This window comes from Chitinophaga deserti (genome assembly GCF_003149455.1).
Taxonomy (GTDB): Bacteria; Bacteroidota; Bacteroidia; order Chitinophagales; family Chitinophagaceae; genus Chitinophaga; species Chitinophaga deserti.
In genome coordinates this window covers 485,852-502,985 of record NZ_QFFK01000001.1, presented here as the reverse complement: position 1 = coordinate 502,985, position 17,134 = coordinate 485,852, and the positions used below count along the sequence as shown (strand labels likewise).

The following is a 17,134-nucleotide window of genomic DNA, read 5'->3' as shown; positions in this document are numbered from 1 at the left end:
TTAAAATACCACGTCTACTACCGATTAACAGAAACGATACCATGAAGCATTTCACATACCTCCTCGTTTTTATCGTTACAGCAGCTTTGGCCGGCTGCAGCAAATCACGGCCCGGCAAAGCCAAAGTGCTCGTTTTCTCCAAAACAGCCGGCTTCCGCCACGCCTCCATCCCTGCAGGCATTGAAGCCGTTAAGAAACTCGGCGCAGAAAACAATTTCGATGTGGATGCCACCGAAGATGCCTCCAGATTCACGGAGAATAATCTTCGCCAGTATGCTGCCATCATCTTCCTCAATACCACCGGCGATGTACTGAACACCGCTCAGGAAGCGGATTTCGAACGCTATGTTCAGTCCGGCGGCGGGTTCGTGGGCATACATGCTGCCACCGATACCGAATACGACTGGGCCTGGTACGGCAAATTGGTAGGTGCCTACTTCTCCGACCATCCCCCCGGAACCGCTAAGGCCAAACTGATGGTTACCGACAAAACCCACCCCTCCACCAAAGATCTTCCCGACACCTGGGAGCATGCCGATGAGTGGTACAATTTTAAAAACCTCAACACCGAAACCAAAGTGTTGATGAAAGTAGATGAGTCTACCTACTCAGGTGGCAAGATGGGGAAAGACCATCCGATCTCCTGGTACCACGACTACGACGGAGGCCGCGCTTTCTATACCGAACTGGGCCACACGGAAGAATCTTATAAAGAAGAAAACTTCCTGAAGCATGTACTGGGCGGTATCAAATACGCCATCGGCAAGAACCTGGAGCTGGACTACGCCAAAGCAAAGTCGCTGCGCGTTCCGGAAGAAGACCGCTTCACCCGTCAAACCCTGACGAGCGGAGAGTTCTTCGAGCCAACCGAAATGGCCATCCTCCCCAACCTCGATATCCTCGTTGTTCAACGCCGCGGCGAAGTATTGCTCTACAGTGCTGCCCGTAAAAACCTCACTCAGGTAGGCTTCCTCAACGTATATCATAAAACCGAAGTCCCAAACGTGAACGCGGAAGAAGGTCTTATGGGCCTTGCCGCCGATCCTGACTTTGCGAAAAATAATTACATCTACCTCTTCTATTCTCCCACCGATACTTCCGTGAACCGCCTCAGCCGTTTCACTTTCGAGAATGGCCAGCTGAATATGAAGAGCGAAAAAGTAATCCTGCAGTTCTACTCCCAGCGCGATATCTGCTGCCACACAGGTGGTTCCATCGCGTTCGGTCCTGATGGATTGCTGTACGTTTCCTCGGGCGACAATACCACGCCCTTCGACGAAGCCGGACAGCCTTACGTGAGCAAAGGTTATGGTCCTGTAGATGACAGGCCCGGCCACCTGCAGTACGACGGCCGCCGTTCTTCATCCAACACCAACGACCTGCGCGGTAAAGTGCTGCGTATCCGCGTGAAGGAAGACGGCTCTTACGAGATTCCGGAAGGCAACCTCTTCCCGGTAGGCACCGCTAAAACGAAGCCGGAGATTTATACCATGGGCACGCGTAACCCTTACCGCATTTCCATCGACCGTAAAACAAATTTCCTTTACTGGGGTGAAGTAGGTCCGGATGCGGCTAACGATGATTCCACACGCGGCCCGCGCGGTTACGATGAGGTGAACCAGGCAAAGAAAGCCGGTTACTTTGGTTATCCGCTGTTCATCGCGGATAACAAACCATATCGCGCATTTGACTACGCAACGGGCGTTTCTGGAGATTACCATGATCCGAAGAAACCCATCAATAATTCCCGTAACAACACCGGCTTAACAGAATTGCCACCTGCACAACCGGCATTCATATGGTACCCTTATGGTAAATCAGAAGAGTTTCCGCTGGTGGGAACGGGTGGCCGTAACGCAGAAGCAGGGCCGGTTTACTACAGCGAATTTTACCCGAAAGAAACCCGCCTGCCCGATTACTACAACGGCAAACTGTTCATCTACGATTGGATCAGGGGTTGGGTAATGGCAGTAACGATGGATAAAGACGGCAACTATGTGAAGATGGAACGCTTCATGCCTTCGCAGAAATTCAACGCGCCAATCGATATGGAAATGGGACCAGACGGCAGATTGTACATTCTCGAATATGGCAATGGCTGGTTTTCGAAGAATGCTGACGCAGGCCTGGTGCGCATCGACTATAACGGTGGCAACCGCGCCCCGAAAGTGAAGATGGACGTGGAAAAACTGACCGGAGCACTTCCCTTTACGGTGAAGGCTTCCGCTGCCGGCTCCATAGATCCTGACGGTGATTCGCTGACCTACATCTGGAACTTCGGTAACGGTAATAAGAAAGAAACCAAAACGCCGGAAGCTGAATTCACCTTTACAACGGCCGGAGAATACCCGGTGTCTGTAGAAGTAGCGGATGATAAAGGCGCTAAAACTTCCAGCCAGACCATCCCCGTATATGCCGGTAACGAAACGCCCGGTGTAAATATCAAACTTACGGGCAATAGCATGTTCTATTTCCCCGGAAAGAAAGTGGATTATGCGGTGGAGGTATCTGATAAGGAAGACGGGCAGTCTGCAGCAGGCGGCTTTGATCCTGCAAACCTCTACGTAAAAGCGGTTTATTTGGAAGGCCGTGATAAAGCGGGAATGTCGCAGGGGCACCAGATCGTGTCTGGCGCTATCGCTGGTAAAAACATTATGGAAACTTCCGACTGTAAAACCTGCCACAAGCCCAATGAGAAATCCATCGGCCCAAGCTTTATGGAAGTGGCGAATAAGTATAAGAGTGATCCTAAGTCGCCCGAGTACCTCGCTAATAAAATCATCAAAGGCGGCGGCGGTGTATGGGGCGAAACTGCCATGGCTGCCCACCCGGGTATTTCCAACGGAGAGGCTAAGCAGATCGTGGAATACATCTTCTCCCTGGCCGGCGGTGCCAAACAGGACCCTTCGCTTCCTGCGAGTGGCAGCATAAATGCCACCCTGGGAAATGAAGTGAAAGACCGTGGTGTATTGTACCTGATAGCCAGCTATACGGATAAAGGGGGTGCCGGTATCCGTCCCATCACCGGAACGGCAACAGTGGAGCTGCGCAATCCTAAGATTCAGGCGGAAAGCTACAAGGAATCTGACGGAGCAAATTCCGTTGAGATTGAAGGGATGAAATTGCTGGTGCCGGGTGCCAATACCTGGGCTGCTTATCCCGACCTCGACCTGAGCGGTGTTTCCGGAATTGAGCTGACTTATTTCGTACGGGAAATCCCTGCTCACGGATATACTGTTTCCGCTCATCTGGATAGCCCCACCGGTACTGCCCTGGGTAGTGTATCTATCGGGAAGGGTGCGAAAGCGGGCCAGCCCAATCTGGCAACTATCTCTTTCCCTGCAATTGCAGGCGGTAAGAAGCAACCGCTGGTATTGGTGATTAAGGCTGCAGATCCTGCGGAAGCAACGCCGGTAGCGATCGATTTTTTAAGATTACAGGCTAAATAAGCCGGATAGGATATTTCAACGGGCCGTCTTGCAAACCAGCAGGGCGGCCCGTTTTTTTGTATGCAAATGTCCGTTGGATTTGAGGCGGTATGGTGTGATTTTTGCGCGATGTAACTCCTTCGCAGAGATACAAATCCTGCCGTACTGAGTTGACCTGTGATGAGCATGAAGGGTTACTGTCGTAAAGGAGGAGGGGCGATGCCCGGCAGGTTAAGGGGAAAGTAGCGGAAATCTGATAAAATACTTATTATCAATGAGTTGCGATCATACAATAAAAGGCCGTTTCCGGCGGTTTTCCCGCACTGCAAGTAATTCATAATCAATAACATCTGCACATCAAGTCCACATCAAGTCCACCTCATCTCCACCTTATGTCCGGAGTTACTGTAATGTTCCTGCATATATTCCGTATTGTTACCGCATAGATACCGTATGGTTACTGTACGTTTAATGCATCTTAATACCTAGTAATTAACTTGTAATAAGGTAGTAATTAACTTCTAATATCCATACTTTATCCATTAACTACGCATGCAATCCCCTTGCAATAAGCTTGCAATCTCCTTGTTATTCCTTTTCTGTTGAATTCCTGTTTTGTACTGCCGGGAGCAGCGTAATGATATTCAGGCATAAAAAAAGAGCTGTACCTGGTCTGGATACAGCTCTTGAAGTATGGAATATCATTACGGAAGGTCTGGGGATCACCCGATTTTCATCATCTTTTTGCGCATCTTTTTAGCCTTTTTCTGGCTGGAGTGCACAAAATTGACAAGCAGTACGATGATGAGGATGAAGAGCCCGAAGAATTCGCGGGTATCTTCTATCCAGGGGGTGGCTGCTTTCATGGAGCCGGCGATGTTCTGGGCCTGGTGTTCGGTAACCCAGCTCAGCACCCCGTCTTTCTCAAAGAAGAGGAAGGTGGCGTAGGCGAGGAAAACGAAGATGCCGAAAAGGTACCAGCCGCGGTAATAGCGCCGCGCTGCAGCGAGGCCGCATAGTACGGCGCCAAACAGGTAAATCGGTATCCAGATATAAGGATCCGGATCGTTCCACTGCAGGGCAGCGAACAATACGAACATCACACAAAAAATCACGTTAAAGATCTTCATCATGCTAAATGGTATATCCGATAAACTTACGTAAATTCCGGGAGTTAACAGGCAGCCCGCCGGAGAATCCTCTTAAAAAAAATCACACAGAAGTTTGCGGTTGTTAAATTAATGTTATAAATTTAGAACGTAACATTATACAGATCGGACAGTGCTTTGTATGAGTTTAAATTAACGCTGACTGCAGGAGGGCCTACAAACTTTTTGTCTTTATAAATTCCACCTCAGCATAGTTGCAAATAATCGCCCGTAAAGGCTTTCTGCCAGCGTTCATCTTATGCAAAATCGTTTTTCCTAAAGGAAAAGTTAAATTTTCACACCTTCAGGTGAGCGCCGAACGATTTTTAATGCTTATATTGCAAAAGAATTAGGGCCGGAACATTAAACTCCGGCCATTTTTCCCAGCTAACCTTGACAAAAATATTGGGGCTTTGCCCCTGAAGAATATCCTGGTTACTAATCAGGTTTTAGAATGGCGGAAGGAGAGGCACTAGTTGCCTCTCTTTTATTTTTTGTCGGGGCCGGCTCTTCTCATTATTACTTATTTTAGCTGCATGGGATACGCATACGAAGCAACGGAAACAGCCATAGTGTTAGCAGAAATCTTAGAAAAGCAAATCTCCGAAAAGGGTCGCCAATGGATCGCAGGTCAATTAACCGCCTGGCAGTCGAAAGGCACACTTCAAACTTTCAATACCGCATTTACGGCCGCGCCCCGCTTCCTGGGACGCGATGTTATTACCGTACCACCCGCCGCCCGCGAAGCCCTGTTGCCCCGCTCGGTGGATGGCTATACTGCCGACCGGCTCTTCCGCCTCTGGTGGCTCCTGCAGCTCCCCGTAACGGATGAAGCCGCATATGTGCAGGCTATTGAAAACCTTTTCCTCGCCGGAGAAATGAATGAGCTCACTGCCCTCTACGGCGCCCTTCCCTTCCTCGCATTCCCCGAAGCATGGAAATTACGGACGGCCGAAGGCATCCGCTCAAACATCGGCAGCGTTCTCGAAGCCATCATGGTCCGCAATCCTTACCCGGCCGCTTACCTCGATGTACCCGCCTGGAACCAGCTGGTCATGAAAGCTTTCTTTACCGACAAGCCCGTGCATCTTATATCCGGACTCGATGAGCGCGCAAATGCTGATCTGGCCCGTATCCTGAGAGATTTTTCCCGGGAGCGCCGCGCCGCAAGCCGGCCGGTACCACCCATGCTTTGGAGGCTCGTAGGCCCGTTCACAGACGCAGATAATTTCGAAGACCTGGAACGCGCATTTTTCTCTGAAGTGCATGCAGAGCGCGAAGCAGCCGCACTGGCATGCCATTCGTCATCCTACCCGCCGGCACGGCAACTACTCGAAACCCGTGCTGATGTGGCTGCGGAAATACATCAGGGGCTGCTTTCATGGGATACAGTTGCCGCCCGTGTAAATGGCCAATAGGTGTTACGCAATGCTGCCACCCATTTATTAATTTAATCGGAATTGTAATTCGTACTATATATGTGTTGTAATGCTGAACTGACGGAAAAGGATTTAGTCCCGCAATCATATGACCCCGCCTTTCTGACCACCATCAAAGGCATGCGGTTTTTCGACCCGCACGTGCATATGTCTGCAAGGACAACAGACGATTACCAGGCCATGGCCGATGCAGGCGTGGTTGCTATTATTGAACCTGCTTTCTGGCTCGGCCAGCCACGGACAGGTATAGACACCTTCCGCGATTATTTTAGCAGTCTTGTTGGCTGGGAACGCTTCCGCTCTTCCCAATTCGGCATCAAACATTACTGCACCATCGGCCTCAATTCCAAAGAAGCCAACAACGAAAAGCTCAGCGAACTGGTGATGGAAATACTCCCGCTTTTCATCTACAAAGAAGGCGTGGTAGGCGTAGGTGAAATCGGGTTCGACGATCAGACCGCACTGGAAGAAAAATACTATCGCGCACAGTTGCTGCTGGCTAAAGAGGCCGGTTTGCCCGTGCAGATCCATACCCCGCACCGCGATAAAAAGCAGGGTACCACCCGCAGCATGGATATTGCGCTGGAAATGGGACTCGATCCGCACATGGTGATCGTAGACCATAACAACGAAGAAACCGTGAAGGAAGTGCTCGACCGCGGCTTCTGGGCAGCATTCACCATCTATCCCTTCACCAAAATGGGGAATGAACGCATGGTGGAAATTGTGAAGCAATACGGAACGGAACGCATCATGGTTAATTCCGCTGCAGACTGGGGCATCAGCGACCCATTGGCGGTTCCCAAAACTGCAGCGCTGATGCTGGACAGAGGGATCTCCAAAGCGGATGTGGAACTGGTTACCTACCGCAACGCTATCACGGCATTCGCACAAAGCGGCCAGATCAATATCGCTGACTTCGAAACACCCGGAGAAATAGACCAAAGCCTGAAATTCAATGGCAGCACCGTTCTGAGAGGCGGACAAGCGCCACGTACAAACAAACAATCCACGATCATACGATAATCCTTTTATCCTTTGACGTACCATATTGAAAACCTGAGAAGCGCGTGAACTATATCCTTAGCAAACTGCTGGGTTACCTCCGGCTCATGCGGCCGGCTAATATCCTGACCGCCATTACCGACATCATTGCCGGAGCAGCCATCGTTGGCTTTTTCGAGCATGGGCTGAACGATCTGCAGTCTATTTTGCAATTGCTCTGCCTGATCATAGCCACCATCGGGCTGTATGGCGGGGGAGTTGTATTCAATGATGTATTCGATGCTGCGCTGGACAAGGTGGAACGGCCCGAAAGGCCCATCCCCAGTGGGATTATCTCCATTACGGAAGGGAGCGTGCTGGGCGGCTACCTGCTGGTTGTGGGGATCTTTGCGGCTTTCACCGTTAGCAGCTTCTCGGGATGGATTGCGGTACTCACTGCTGCATCCGCACTGGTGTACGATAAATGGGCGAAGCACCACCCGGTAGAAGGGCCTATCCTCATGGGCGTTTGCCGGGGATTAAACCTTTCGCTGGGCATGAGCGTATACCTCGTATCGCTCCAGGGCGATTTTCTTTGGTGGATTGCACTGGTGCCGGTAGCATACATCGCGGCAGTAACCATGATCTCGCGCGATGAAGTACACGGTGGTACCAAAACACCGCTTATCCGCGCTGCTGTCATATATGGGCTGGTCATCTGCGTAATCGGCTTCTTCAGTTATATGACCGGGCAGCTGTATACCGTTCCTTTCTTCCTCGCATTCTTCGCCTGGCTGATCTATAAACCCCTGCTCCGTGCCATGAAGGAACCTACGGGTCCCAACATCGGCAAGTCCGTGAAATGGGGGGTGCTTGGGCTGATTGCCATGAACGCCGCCTGGACTGCCGCTTTTGCCGGGGGGCCCTACGGCCTGGCCGTACTGGCATTTCTTCCGTTATCCATGTTCTTGGGCAAGCTCTTCGCCGTAACCTGATCTTCCTGATAACATTTACACTAACATGATTGCGGATGGTTTCGGGGGTTTCCTCCGTTCATCCGTTTCCCGCATTCGTCTGCCATTTTATTGTTGTTCCGGTTCCCCCGTTTTCGTACTTTTAACCGTTTATAACCGTCCTGGTAAAAGCGGGACTTCAGGAAAATTGCCATGGCTTTTATTCAACAATCATTTAGCGTTTCGTTCGAGTATAAGGTTTTTTTTACGGAGCATTTGTTCGATGCCAATAACCCGGTGTTCGCACAGTTCCTTGAATCCCGTGCGGAGAAAGGGTTTCGGAAGAAGTTGCTGTTTATCGTAGACGAAGGCGTATCCAGCAGTCACGAAACGCTGCAGGAACAGATCACAGCGTATTGCTCAGGAATAGAAGGTTTTGAACTGGTGGAAGATGTGATCGTGGTTCCGGGTGGTGAGGCATCCAAGAATGATCTGCAATTGTTCTACTGGCTTGTAAATGCGGTAGACCAGCATGCTATCGACCGGCATTCCTATATCGTAGGCATCGGCGGCGGCTCCGTGCTCGACCTCGTGGGCTATGTGGCAGGCGTAAGCCATCGCGGCGTAAAACATATCCGTATCCCTACTACCGTGCTTTCCCAGAACGATTCCGGAGTAGGTGTCAAAAACGGCATCAATTACCACGGCAAAAAGAATTTCCTTGGCACTTTTGCACCGCCCGCAGCCGTTTTTAACGACGCGCATTTCCTCACCACACTCGATGAGCGCGACTGGCGCAGCGGTATGGTGGAAGCGGTGAAAGTAGCCCTCATAAAAGACGCCGCATTTTTCTCCTGGATGGAAGAAAAGGCAGATCTGCTTACCGAAGCGGAGCCGGCGTCTCTCAACTATCTCATTCAACGTTGTGCCGAACTGCACATGCAGCATATCGGTGGTGCGGGAGACCCCTTCGAGAGCGGCTCTTCCCGTCCGCTGGACTTTGGCCACTGGAGCGCGCATAAACTGGAGCAGCTTACTGATTTCGAATTGCGCCACGGCGAAGCCGTATCTATCGGTATAGCACTGGATAGCGTGTATTCCTGGCTTACCGGCCTGCTCGATCCCGAGAGCCTGGAGCGCATTATACAACTGCTCAAAGCTCTCCGCCTGCCGCTTTATCATCCGCTGTTAGAGATCGAAGACGATGAGGCGCCTATTATCACCGGGCTGCAGGAATTCCGCGAGCACCTCGGCGGAAGGCTCACTATTTCACTCCTCGAAGCCATCGGTAAAGGGAAGGAAGTACATTCCATCGATCTAAATACCCTTCGCAAAGCGGTTAATATGCTGCGCGATAAATGGTAACCGTTTCTTTTATAACCCGAACCGTCAACTAGCAAGCTAATGGAAACACCATTCGGGCATTTGACCTATTGTACCAATATTCACCCTGGCGAAAGCTGGCCCGATCATTTCGCGCAGCTCCGTCAATACATCCCTGCCGTTAAAGCAGAAGTTTCTCCCGATAAACCTTTCGGCATCGGCCTCCGCCTCAGTAACCTCGCCAGCCTGGAGCTTTCCAAAGCCGCGGCACTGGAAGAATTCAAACTTTGGCTGAAGGAAAACGACTGCTATGTGTTTACGATGAATGGCTTCCCATACGGAGGCTTCCATCATGAGCGCGTGAAAGACCAGGTGCATACGCCCGATTGGTCTACCGCCGAGCGTGCAGCTTACACCGGGCGCCTGTTCCGCATCCTCGCAGCCCTGCTGCCCGAAGGCATGGAAGGCGGTATTTCCACTTCACCGTTGTCGTACAAATTCTGGCACCGCTGCGAAGAAGAAGTAAAATCCGTGATGGAAGGCGCCACTTTCAATATGCTCCTGGTGGTGGAACAACTCATACAGGTGCGTAAAAACGGCGGCCCGCTCCTCCATCTCGATATAGAGCCGGAGCCGGACGGGCTTCTTGAAAATTCTAAAGAATACCTCGACTGGTATTTCCAATATCTCCTGCCCGCAGGTGTGATGCTGTTTACCGAGAAGTTTGGTTTCAGTGAAGAAGAGGCTACGCTTGCCATCAAACAGCATGTGCAGCTTTGTTATGATGTGTGCCACTTTGCCGTGTCTTACGAAGATCCGCAGGTGGTGCTGGAGCGGATGCAGTACTTTGGATTGAAAGTGGGGAAGATACAGATCAGTGCAGCGCTTAAAGCCCTACTGCCCAAAGGCGACCGTGAGAACGTGATTGCCGGGTTCCGCCAGTTCAACGAAGCAGTATATCTTCACCAGGTTATTGCACGAACGAATACCGGTAATAAAATTCATTACCCCGACCTCAATGAGGCCTTGGCAGAAGCAGGAAGGGAAGAGGTGGAAGAGTGGCGTGCCCACTTCCACGTTCCGGTGTTTGTAGGGGAATTCGGAGCACTCAGCTCTACCCGCGACGATATTTCCCGCGTTCTGGCCCGTCAGAAATCGAAGCCCTTCAGTACCCATCTGGAAATAGAAACATACACCTGGGATGTGCTCCCGGCCGGCCTGAAGCAGGAAATGGGCGCTTCCATTGCCAGGGAAATGAAATGGGTGCTCCGGAAGTTGGATTTATCATGACGGCTGCATAGATTTGAAACAGCAATTAGAGAAGTTAAGACATATGAGAAAAACCGTAGTGCTGGATGTTGTTGGATTATCGGGCGCCCTCATCGGGGAACATACGCCTTTCCTGGCTGCCTGGGCTAAAAAGAACCATCAGTCATCCATCCGGCCCATGCTCCCTGCCGTAACTACCGCGGTACAGTCCACCTACCTCACCGGCCTCTGGCCCAGCGAAACCGGCATCGTCGGTAATGGCTGGTACGACCGTACCGACAGCGAAATCAAATTCTGGAAACAATCCAATAACCTGGTTCACGGAGAAAAAGTCTGGGAATCGGCCCGCCGCAAACACCCGGGGCTTACCTGCTCCAAAATGTTCTGGTGGTATAACATGTACTCCACTGCGGATTATTCCGTAACACCACGCCCGCAATACCTTTCCGACGGCCGCAAGATGCCTGACTGCTACGCCGCTCCGGCAGATCTGAGAGACAGGCTGCAACAGGAGCTGGGTACCTTCCCGCTTTTTCAGTTCTGGGGGCCCGGTGCCAATATCAAATCCAGTCAGTGGATAGCTGATGCTTCCATACTTACCGACCGCTGGCATAATCCCAATCTTACCCTCATCTATCTTCCTCATCTCGATTACTGCCTGCAGAAATTCGGGCATGATTATACCAAAATTGCCCCGGAGCTCCGGGCAATAGATGGTTTGGTGAAGCAGCTGGTAGAATATTACGAACAGCAAAACAGTGAGATCATCATTCTGTCGGAGTACGGCATTACCAACGTAAGCCGTCCCGTACACATCAACCGCCTTTTGCGTGAACACGGACTGATTAATGTTCGTGTTGAAAGAGGGCTTGAGCTGCTGGATGCCGGTGCTTCCAAAGCATTTGCGGTGGCTGATCATCAGATCGCACATATTTACCTGAACGACCGGAGTGTGGCAAAACAGGTGCGCGACCTGGTGGAGCAATTACCGGGAGTGGGGCAGGTGCTCGACCGCGAAGGCATACGCGAACATAACCTTCACCACGAACGTTGTGGCGACCTGGTACTGATTGCGGATAAAGACAGCTGGTTTACTTATTATTACTGGCTCGACGATGCCAAGGCGCCTGATTTTGCGCGGCTGGTGGATATACACCGCAAGCCGGGATACGATCCGGTGGAGATGTTCCTCAATCCTGCTGATCCGCTGGTGAAGCTGAAGGTGATCTGGAAAGTGTTGAAGAAGAAGCTGGGCTTCAGGTACCTGATGAATGTAATACCGCTCGATGCCACGCTGATTAAAGGCTCTCACGGCCGTTTGGCAGAAGACAGGAAGGATCATCCCGTACTGCTCACTTCGAGGCCTGTAACGGGAGATGTGCAGGCAACAGATGTGCGGGATATCATACTTGAGCATATAGGATAAAAATAGTGCGGAAGCCGGTCTGAAAGGGCCGGCTTTTTTGTTGGGTATGGCACAAAAAAAGACATCCCGAAGAATCAGGGATGTCGGTTTGAAAAACAGTGAACAATGAAATAGTCGCTGACTACTTCAAACTCTTTATCTTGATACTTCTGAAGCTCACATAATTGCCATGGTCCTGGATGAGGATACGGCCTTTTTCCGCGAGTCCGAAGTTCGGATATTTCTCATATTTGCTACGCGCCACGAGGGCTTTGTAGATATTGTCGCCACGGGTGTAGCTGACTACTTTATGCCCGTTCAGCCAGTGTTCCACACGATTGTCGGGGTACACTACCACGCGGCCGTGATTCCATTCTCCTACTTTGCGGTGGGAGTTGGTGAATTTGTAAGACGGGATAAGGTCGTACAGCGATCCAATCTTACGATTTCCTGCTGCTCCGAGCTTTGCATCGGGATGCTGGTCATCGTCCAGCACCTGGAACTCCAGTCCTATAGCGGAACCTTTGTTGCCTTCTGATTCCGTCACAAAATACTTCACTCCGCTGTTGGCACCCGGCGTTAGTTTAAAATCGAATTCCAGGTCAAATGCCGCAAACTCTTCCTCCGTTACGATATCGCCACCGTTAGTGGATTCTCCACCGTCGGAAGGCTGCACGCTGAGTACGCCGTCTTTAATTTCCCATCCTTTGGCGGGGAATGCAGGCTTGTACGCACCGCGCCATCCTTTGGTGGTGGAACCGTCCCAAAGCAGGCGAATGCCTTGCTTTTTCTCCTGTTCGGAGAGGTTGTTGGGAATGTTATTCACCACGTATACATCATCATATTTCGAATACTGCGAGGAAGCAGGGTTTTCGATGATGCGGATATTGCGCCAGCGGATTTTCTTACCGGCGTCTTCGGCCTTTTTGCCGATTCCATGCACCTGAAGTGCGATGAAGCCGGAAGGAAGTTCACTGTCGATCACATGGGCGGCCGATACTCCGTTGATAAAGGTACGGATTTCGCTGCCACGGCACTCAATTCTATATTTATTCCATTCGCCCTGTTTATAAGCGTTCTGGGCAACCGGGTTCAGATCCAGCGGATACAGCCATCCGCGGCGGCCTTCTTCGTAAACTCCGCCGCTCCATTTACGGGGAGAGGGGTCTACTTCCATCTGGTAGCCGTATACACGGCCGTTCTGATAATCCGGTTTGCTTTGGGAACGGAACTGGATGCCCGAGTTAAAATCTCTTTCCAGCCGGTACTCCACTTCGAAGATAAAATCGCCATAGTCCTTTTCGGTGGCCAGGAAGGAATTAGGCTCGCTGAGAACCGTGGTACCCACGATCTCGCCGTTCTTCACTTCATAAATGGCTTTGCCGTTCAGCTGCTTCCAGCCTTTCAGGTCTTTGCCGTTGAAGAGGTTCTGCCATTTGGCCGTCTGCGCATAGGATACAGACATGAACAGCACCCCGCAACCCAGGAGGATTTGCTTCTTCATCAATTGTGTTTTGTATCAGTAAAGCGTCCGGTGACAATCCGGGCTGCTTGCTCCCGCGCTTTTACGTGTTGTAAGTTGACATTCTTTGCGTTTGCCGCCCGAGGCTCCGCGTACAGACAATACTCTTCCGCTGTCTGACGGAGCCAAGTTAGCCATTCTCCCCGATAATTGCAATCGAGTGCAAAAAGATTATCCGGGTCAAAAAGCCTGCAGGCAGGCATGGATTCCGGGGGACAATATAATACCTTATCTTTATAACCACCTAAATTTTTAAGACATGGCAAGTAAGAAGATCGTGTTCCTTACGGGGGACTATGCCGAAGATTATGAAACGATGGTGCCCTTTCAGATGCTCCAGATGGTGGGGCACGATGTACATGCTGTTTGTCCGGATAAGCAGGCGGGGGAGAAGGTGATTACAGCCATACATGACTTTGAAGGGCAGCAAACCTACAGCGAGAAGCCGGGGCATTACTTTGTGCTCAATGCTTCCTTTGCGGATGTGCATCCGGAAGAGTATGATGCACTGGTACTGGCCGGTGGCCGTGCGCCGGAATACCTGCGGCTGAATAAAAAGGTAATAGATATGGTGAAGCATTTTGCCCGGGCAGGCAAGCCTATCGCTGCCATTTGCCATGGTATTCAGATACTTACGGCGGCAGATGTGGTGCGCGGGAAGAAGCTGACGGCCTACCCTGCCGTGGAGCCCGAAGTAGTGATGGCGGGCGGCACCTATGAATCCGTGAATGTATATGAAGCGGTGACGGACGGGAACCTGGTAACAGCCCCGGCATGGCCCGCTCACCCCCAGTGGATGGCCGCTTTCCTCAAAGTATTAGGCACCCAGATCATCCCTTAACCGAAACCTGACCAGAATCAGGTGAAGAAATCGGCCGGGGGATTTCCGAATGATAATGCCATTACTTACCTTTGCGCCCAAAATAAGGGGGCGGATGCCCTTTTCTATAAATATTTTATAATATATGTCTGGACAGCTTAAAGAAGTTCGCAACCGTATTAAATCCATCCAGTCTACCCAGCAGATCACCAAGGCTATGAAGATGGTGAGTGCTGCCAAGCTGCGCCGTGCGCAGGACGCTATCGTTCAGATGCGCCCTTACGCCGAGAAACTGCAGGAAATGCTGCAGAACATCGTCAGCAACACGGAGGGAGACATCGATATGGCGCTCGCCGCCAACCGCCAGGTGGAGAAAGTGCTGATCGTAGTGATCACCTCCGACCGCGGACTTTGCGGTGCTTATAACTCCAACATCATCAAGCTGGCTAAGCAGACCATCCGCGAAAAATACGCTGCACAATACGCTAAAGGCCACGTGGAAGTATTGCCCATCGGTAAAAAAGCCTGGGAACACTTTACCAAGAGTGGTTATAAAGTGAACGACAGTTTCTGGAACCTCTTCGGCCGTCTGAGCTTCGATCAGGTGAAAGCTGCTGCAGCCGTTGCCCTCGATGGTTTCATTAAAGGAGACTACGACGCAGTGGATATCGTTTACAGCGAATTCAAAAACGCCGCTACCCAGCGCTTTAAACTGGAACAGTTCCTCCCCATCGCTAAGGTGGAAAGCCAGGAAGGCAAAGGCCGTAAGGCAGATTTCATCTACGAGCCTGAAAAGGATACCCTCGTTGCCGAACTGATGCCTAAAATTCTCAATACCCAGTTCTTCAAAGCTATCCTCGACGCACACGCTTCAGAGCACGGTGCCCGTATGACTGCAATGGACAAGGCTACTGAGAACGCCGGCGAACTGCTCCGCAGCCTCAAAATCGAATACAACCGCGCCCGTCAGGCTGCCATTACTACCGAGCTTACAGAGATCGTGTCTGGCGCCGCAGCGCTTGTGGGTTGATCTTTTCAACAATTCATCCACAGCAATTTTTTTATATTTTATAAAGAATGTCAAAGGTCTTATTTTCGGCCTTTGACATTTTTATTTGACTTAAACCGCATTTCCCATGGAAATCTCACAGCTCATCCCGCACGTTGAAGCACTCATTTTTGCCGCTGACCGGCCCCTGCCGGCTGCCGACATTCTGGAGTTGCTGAATAATGCGCTCGCCTTCCTTGAAGACCGCGCCACGCCGGAGCAGGTTGCAGCTGCCATTGAGGCCATCCAGGAAAAATACAGCTCCGAGTTCTACGCCTTCAGCGTCCGCGAAAGCGGCGGAGGCTACCAGTTCCTCACCAAAAGGGATTATTACCAGACCGTAGCCCAGATCAATGGGGAGAAGTTCCTGAAGCGCCTTTCAACAGCTGCATTGGAAACCCTCGCCATCATCGCTTACAAACAACCCATCTCCAAAGGGGAAATCGAACATATCCGTGGTGTAAGTACCGACTACTCCATCACCAAGCTGCTGGAAAAGGAACTGATCATCATTTCCGGCCGTTCTGAGGAACTTCCCGGTAAACCACTGCTGTACTCCACCTCCAAAGCTTTTATGGACTATTTCGGCCTCAATTCCCCGAAAGATCTGCCCAAACTCAAGGAAGTGTTCGAAGAAGACTTTGTGCCGCCCACCCAGCTTACCCTCGAAGCCGTGGAAAACCTGGAAGTGGATGAAGAAACACTCTCCTCCGACGGACAGCTGATCGTTACCGAATCAGGCGAGCTTACAGAAACAACTACTATTCTTATGGAAGACGAGCCTTCCGAAGAACATACTGCAGGCTCCCCCGAATCTAGCACCGGCTCCGGTGATGGGGGCGGTGAGGAGAACGAAAGCGATGAAGATGCTCATGCTTCCGGTAATAGTGCAGGCGGTGATCCTGAAATGGCCGACAGTGGCGATGATCTCGAAGATGAACTGGACGAAGACGGAGAGATTGAAGCAATGCTGAGCGATGATAAGAAGGACAGTGATGATGAGGATGAAGACGAAGACGATGAAGAAGAGGACGAGGATGAGGAGGAGGACGAAGACGACGAAGATGGTGATGAAGACGAGGTAGAAGGCGAGGAAGAAGAAGCATCAGGGCCCGTTCCGTTTGAAGAAGATCCTTATAATACCAACGATACTGAAAAGGCGGATGATGAAGAACAGGCCATAGAAGATGCCGACGACAGGCTGAATGATGAAGAGGATGAATCGGAAGATGAAGAAGGCCGGGAAGGAAAATAGCTGATATTCAGTAAATTGGTTGTTGAAAATATTCAACTTTAAAAAGGAAATATTTCCTACCTTTGTAAAGGAATAAACAATTTGATATGCCAGCAGCTACCATTGCTTTACAAAAGGAAAAATACTCCGTGTTGCACCGGTTCATGGGGCTTGAGTTGGGGAACCTTTACCGCCTGGTAACCTCAGCACACAAAGGCGTGAAAACCAAGGTTTTCTATGACTTCGCGGAAACAATTAAAATGCCGGAGAAAGAGCTGGCCGGCATCATCAATCTTTCTGCACGTACCATCAGCAACTATAAAGAGCACCAGAAACTGCTGGAGCCTATCTACAGTGAACACCTCCTCAAACTCATAGCCCTTTACGAGAAAGGAGAATCCATCTTCGGGACCGTCGACGAATTCAGTTACTGGCTGAAGAAGCCTTTCTGGAGCGCCCGGGAAACGCCTATGGACTGGCTGGTAACCCCCGGCGGGGTCGATATCATTGCCGAAGAGCTGGATAAGCTCGCCGAAGGCTATCCTGTTTAACGCCCATTTC

Annotated in this window: 13 protein-coding genes; 11 read left to right on the top strand and 2 right to left on the bottom strand. The window is 51.0% G+C overall.

Translation table 11 applies throughout. The annotated features are described in order from the left end of the window. The first annotated feature begins 41 nt into the window (after window positions 1-41). A complete protein-coding gene (locus DEV76_RS01925) occupies window positions 42-3,449 on the top strand; it encodes a ThuA domain-containing protein (protein WP_109694547.1) in 3,408 nt (1,135 codons plus the stop codon). Between the two features lie 701 nt (window positions 3,450-4,150). Here DEV76_RS01925 and DEV76_RS01920 read toward each other — a convergent pair. Further along, window positions 4,151-4,561: a transmembrane 220 family protein gene (locus tag DEV76_RS01920; protein ID WP_109694545.1), complete on the bottom strand. Its 411-nt coding sequence runs from the start codon at window positions 4,559-4,561 to the stop codon at window positions 4,151-4,153. 551 nt (window positions 4,562-5,112) lie between these two features. Between DEV76_RS01920 and DEV76_RS01915 the strand changes: the two genes are divergently transcribed. The 6 genes from DEV76_RS01915 (at window position 5,113) to DEV76_RS01890 (ending at window position 11,970) form a co-directional block, all read left to right on the top strand. Next, entirely contained in the window at window positions 5,113-5,994 is an 882-nt protein-coding gene (locus DEV76_RS01915) for an EboA domain-containing protein (RefSeq protein ID WP_198651910.1), read from the top strand. A gap of 60 nt (window positions 5,995-6,054) precedes the next feature. Continuing rightward, window positions 6,055-7,041 carry a TatD family hydrolase gene (locus tag DEV76_RS01910; protein ID WP_109694543.1) on the top strand — a complete coding sequence of 329 codons (987 nt, stop codon included), beginning with the start codon at window positions 6,055-6,057 and terminating at the stop codon, window positions 7,039-7,041. Between the two features lie 44 nt (window positions 7,042-7,085). After that, window positions 7,086-7,994 carry a UbiA-like protein EboC gene (eboC, locus tag DEV76_RS01905; protein ID WP_232826847.1) on the top strand — a complete coding sequence of 303 codons (909 nt, stop codon included), beginning with the start codon at window positions 7,086-7,088 and terminating at the stop codon, window positions 7,992-7,994. A 171-nt stretch (window positions 7,995-8,165) separates the two neighbouring features. Beyond that, window positions 8,166-9,317: a 3-dehydroquinate synthase gene (locus DEV76_RS01900; protein ID WP_109694541.1), complete on the top strand. Its 1,152-nt coding sequence runs from the start codon at window positions 8,166-8,168 to the stop codon at window positions 9,315-9,317. Between the two features lie 39 nt (window positions 9,318-9,356). Beyond that, window positions 9,357-10,565, top strand: a complete 1,209-nt coding sequence (gene eboE / locus DEV76_RS01895; protein ID WP_109694539.1) for a metabolite traffic protein EboE — start codon at window positions 9,357-9,359, stop codon at window positions 10,563-10,565. Between the two features lie 43 nt (window positions 10,566-10,608). Then, window positions 10,609-11,970, top strand: a complete 1,362-nt coding sequence (locus DEV76_RS01890; RefSeq protein ID WP_109694538.1) for an alkaline phosphatase family protein — start codon at window positions 10,609-10,611, stop codon at window positions 11,968-11,970. Window positions 11,971-12,091: 121 nt separating this feature from the next. Here DEV76_RS01890 and DEV76_RS01885 read toward each other — a convergent pair whose 3' ends face one another. Beyond that, the gene (locus tag DEV76_RS01885; RefSeq protein WP_109694536.1) at window positions 12,092-13,453 is read right to left on the bottom strand and encodes a 3-keto-disaccharide hydrolase; all 1,362 of its coding nucleotides are present in this window, start codon (window positions 13,451-13,453) and stop codon (window positions 12,092-12,094) included. Window positions 13,454-13,730: 277 nt separating this feature from the next. Between DEV76_RS01885 and DEV76_RS01875 the strand changes: the two genes are divergently transcribed. From DEV76_RS01875 to DEV76_RS01860, 4 genes are all read left to right on the top strand, one after another. Continuing rightward, a complete protein-coding gene (locus DEV76_RS01875; RefSeq protein WP_109694532.1) occupies window positions 13,731-14,312 on the top strand; it encodes a DJ-1/PfpI family protein in 582 nt (193 codons plus the stop codon). Window positions 14,313-14,436: 124 nt separating this feature from the next. Then, complete coding sequence (gene atpG / locus DEV76_RS01870; RefSeq protein WP_109694530.1) at window positions 14,437-15,321, top strand: ATP synthase F1 subunit gamma; 885 nt, start codon at window positions 14,437-14,439, stop codon at window positions 15,319-15,321. Window positions 15,322-15,427: 106 nt separating this feature from the next. Next, the gene (scpB, locus tag DEV76_RS01865; RefSeq protein ID WP_109694528.1) at window positions 15,428-16,594 is read left to right on the top strand and encodes an SMC-Scp complex subunit ScpB; all 1,167 of its coding nucleotides are present in this window, start codon (window positions 15,428-15,430) and stop codon (window positions 16,592-16,594) included. Window positions 16,595-16,680: 86 nt separating this feature from the next. Further along, window positions 16,681-17,124, top strand: a complete 444-nt coding sequence (locus DEV76_RS01860) for an antitoxin Xre-like helix-turn-helix domain-containing protein (RefSeq protein ID WP_109694527.1) — start codon at window positions 16,681-16,683, stop codon at window positions 17,122-17,124. Window positions 17,125-17,134 lie beyond the last annotated feature (10 nt).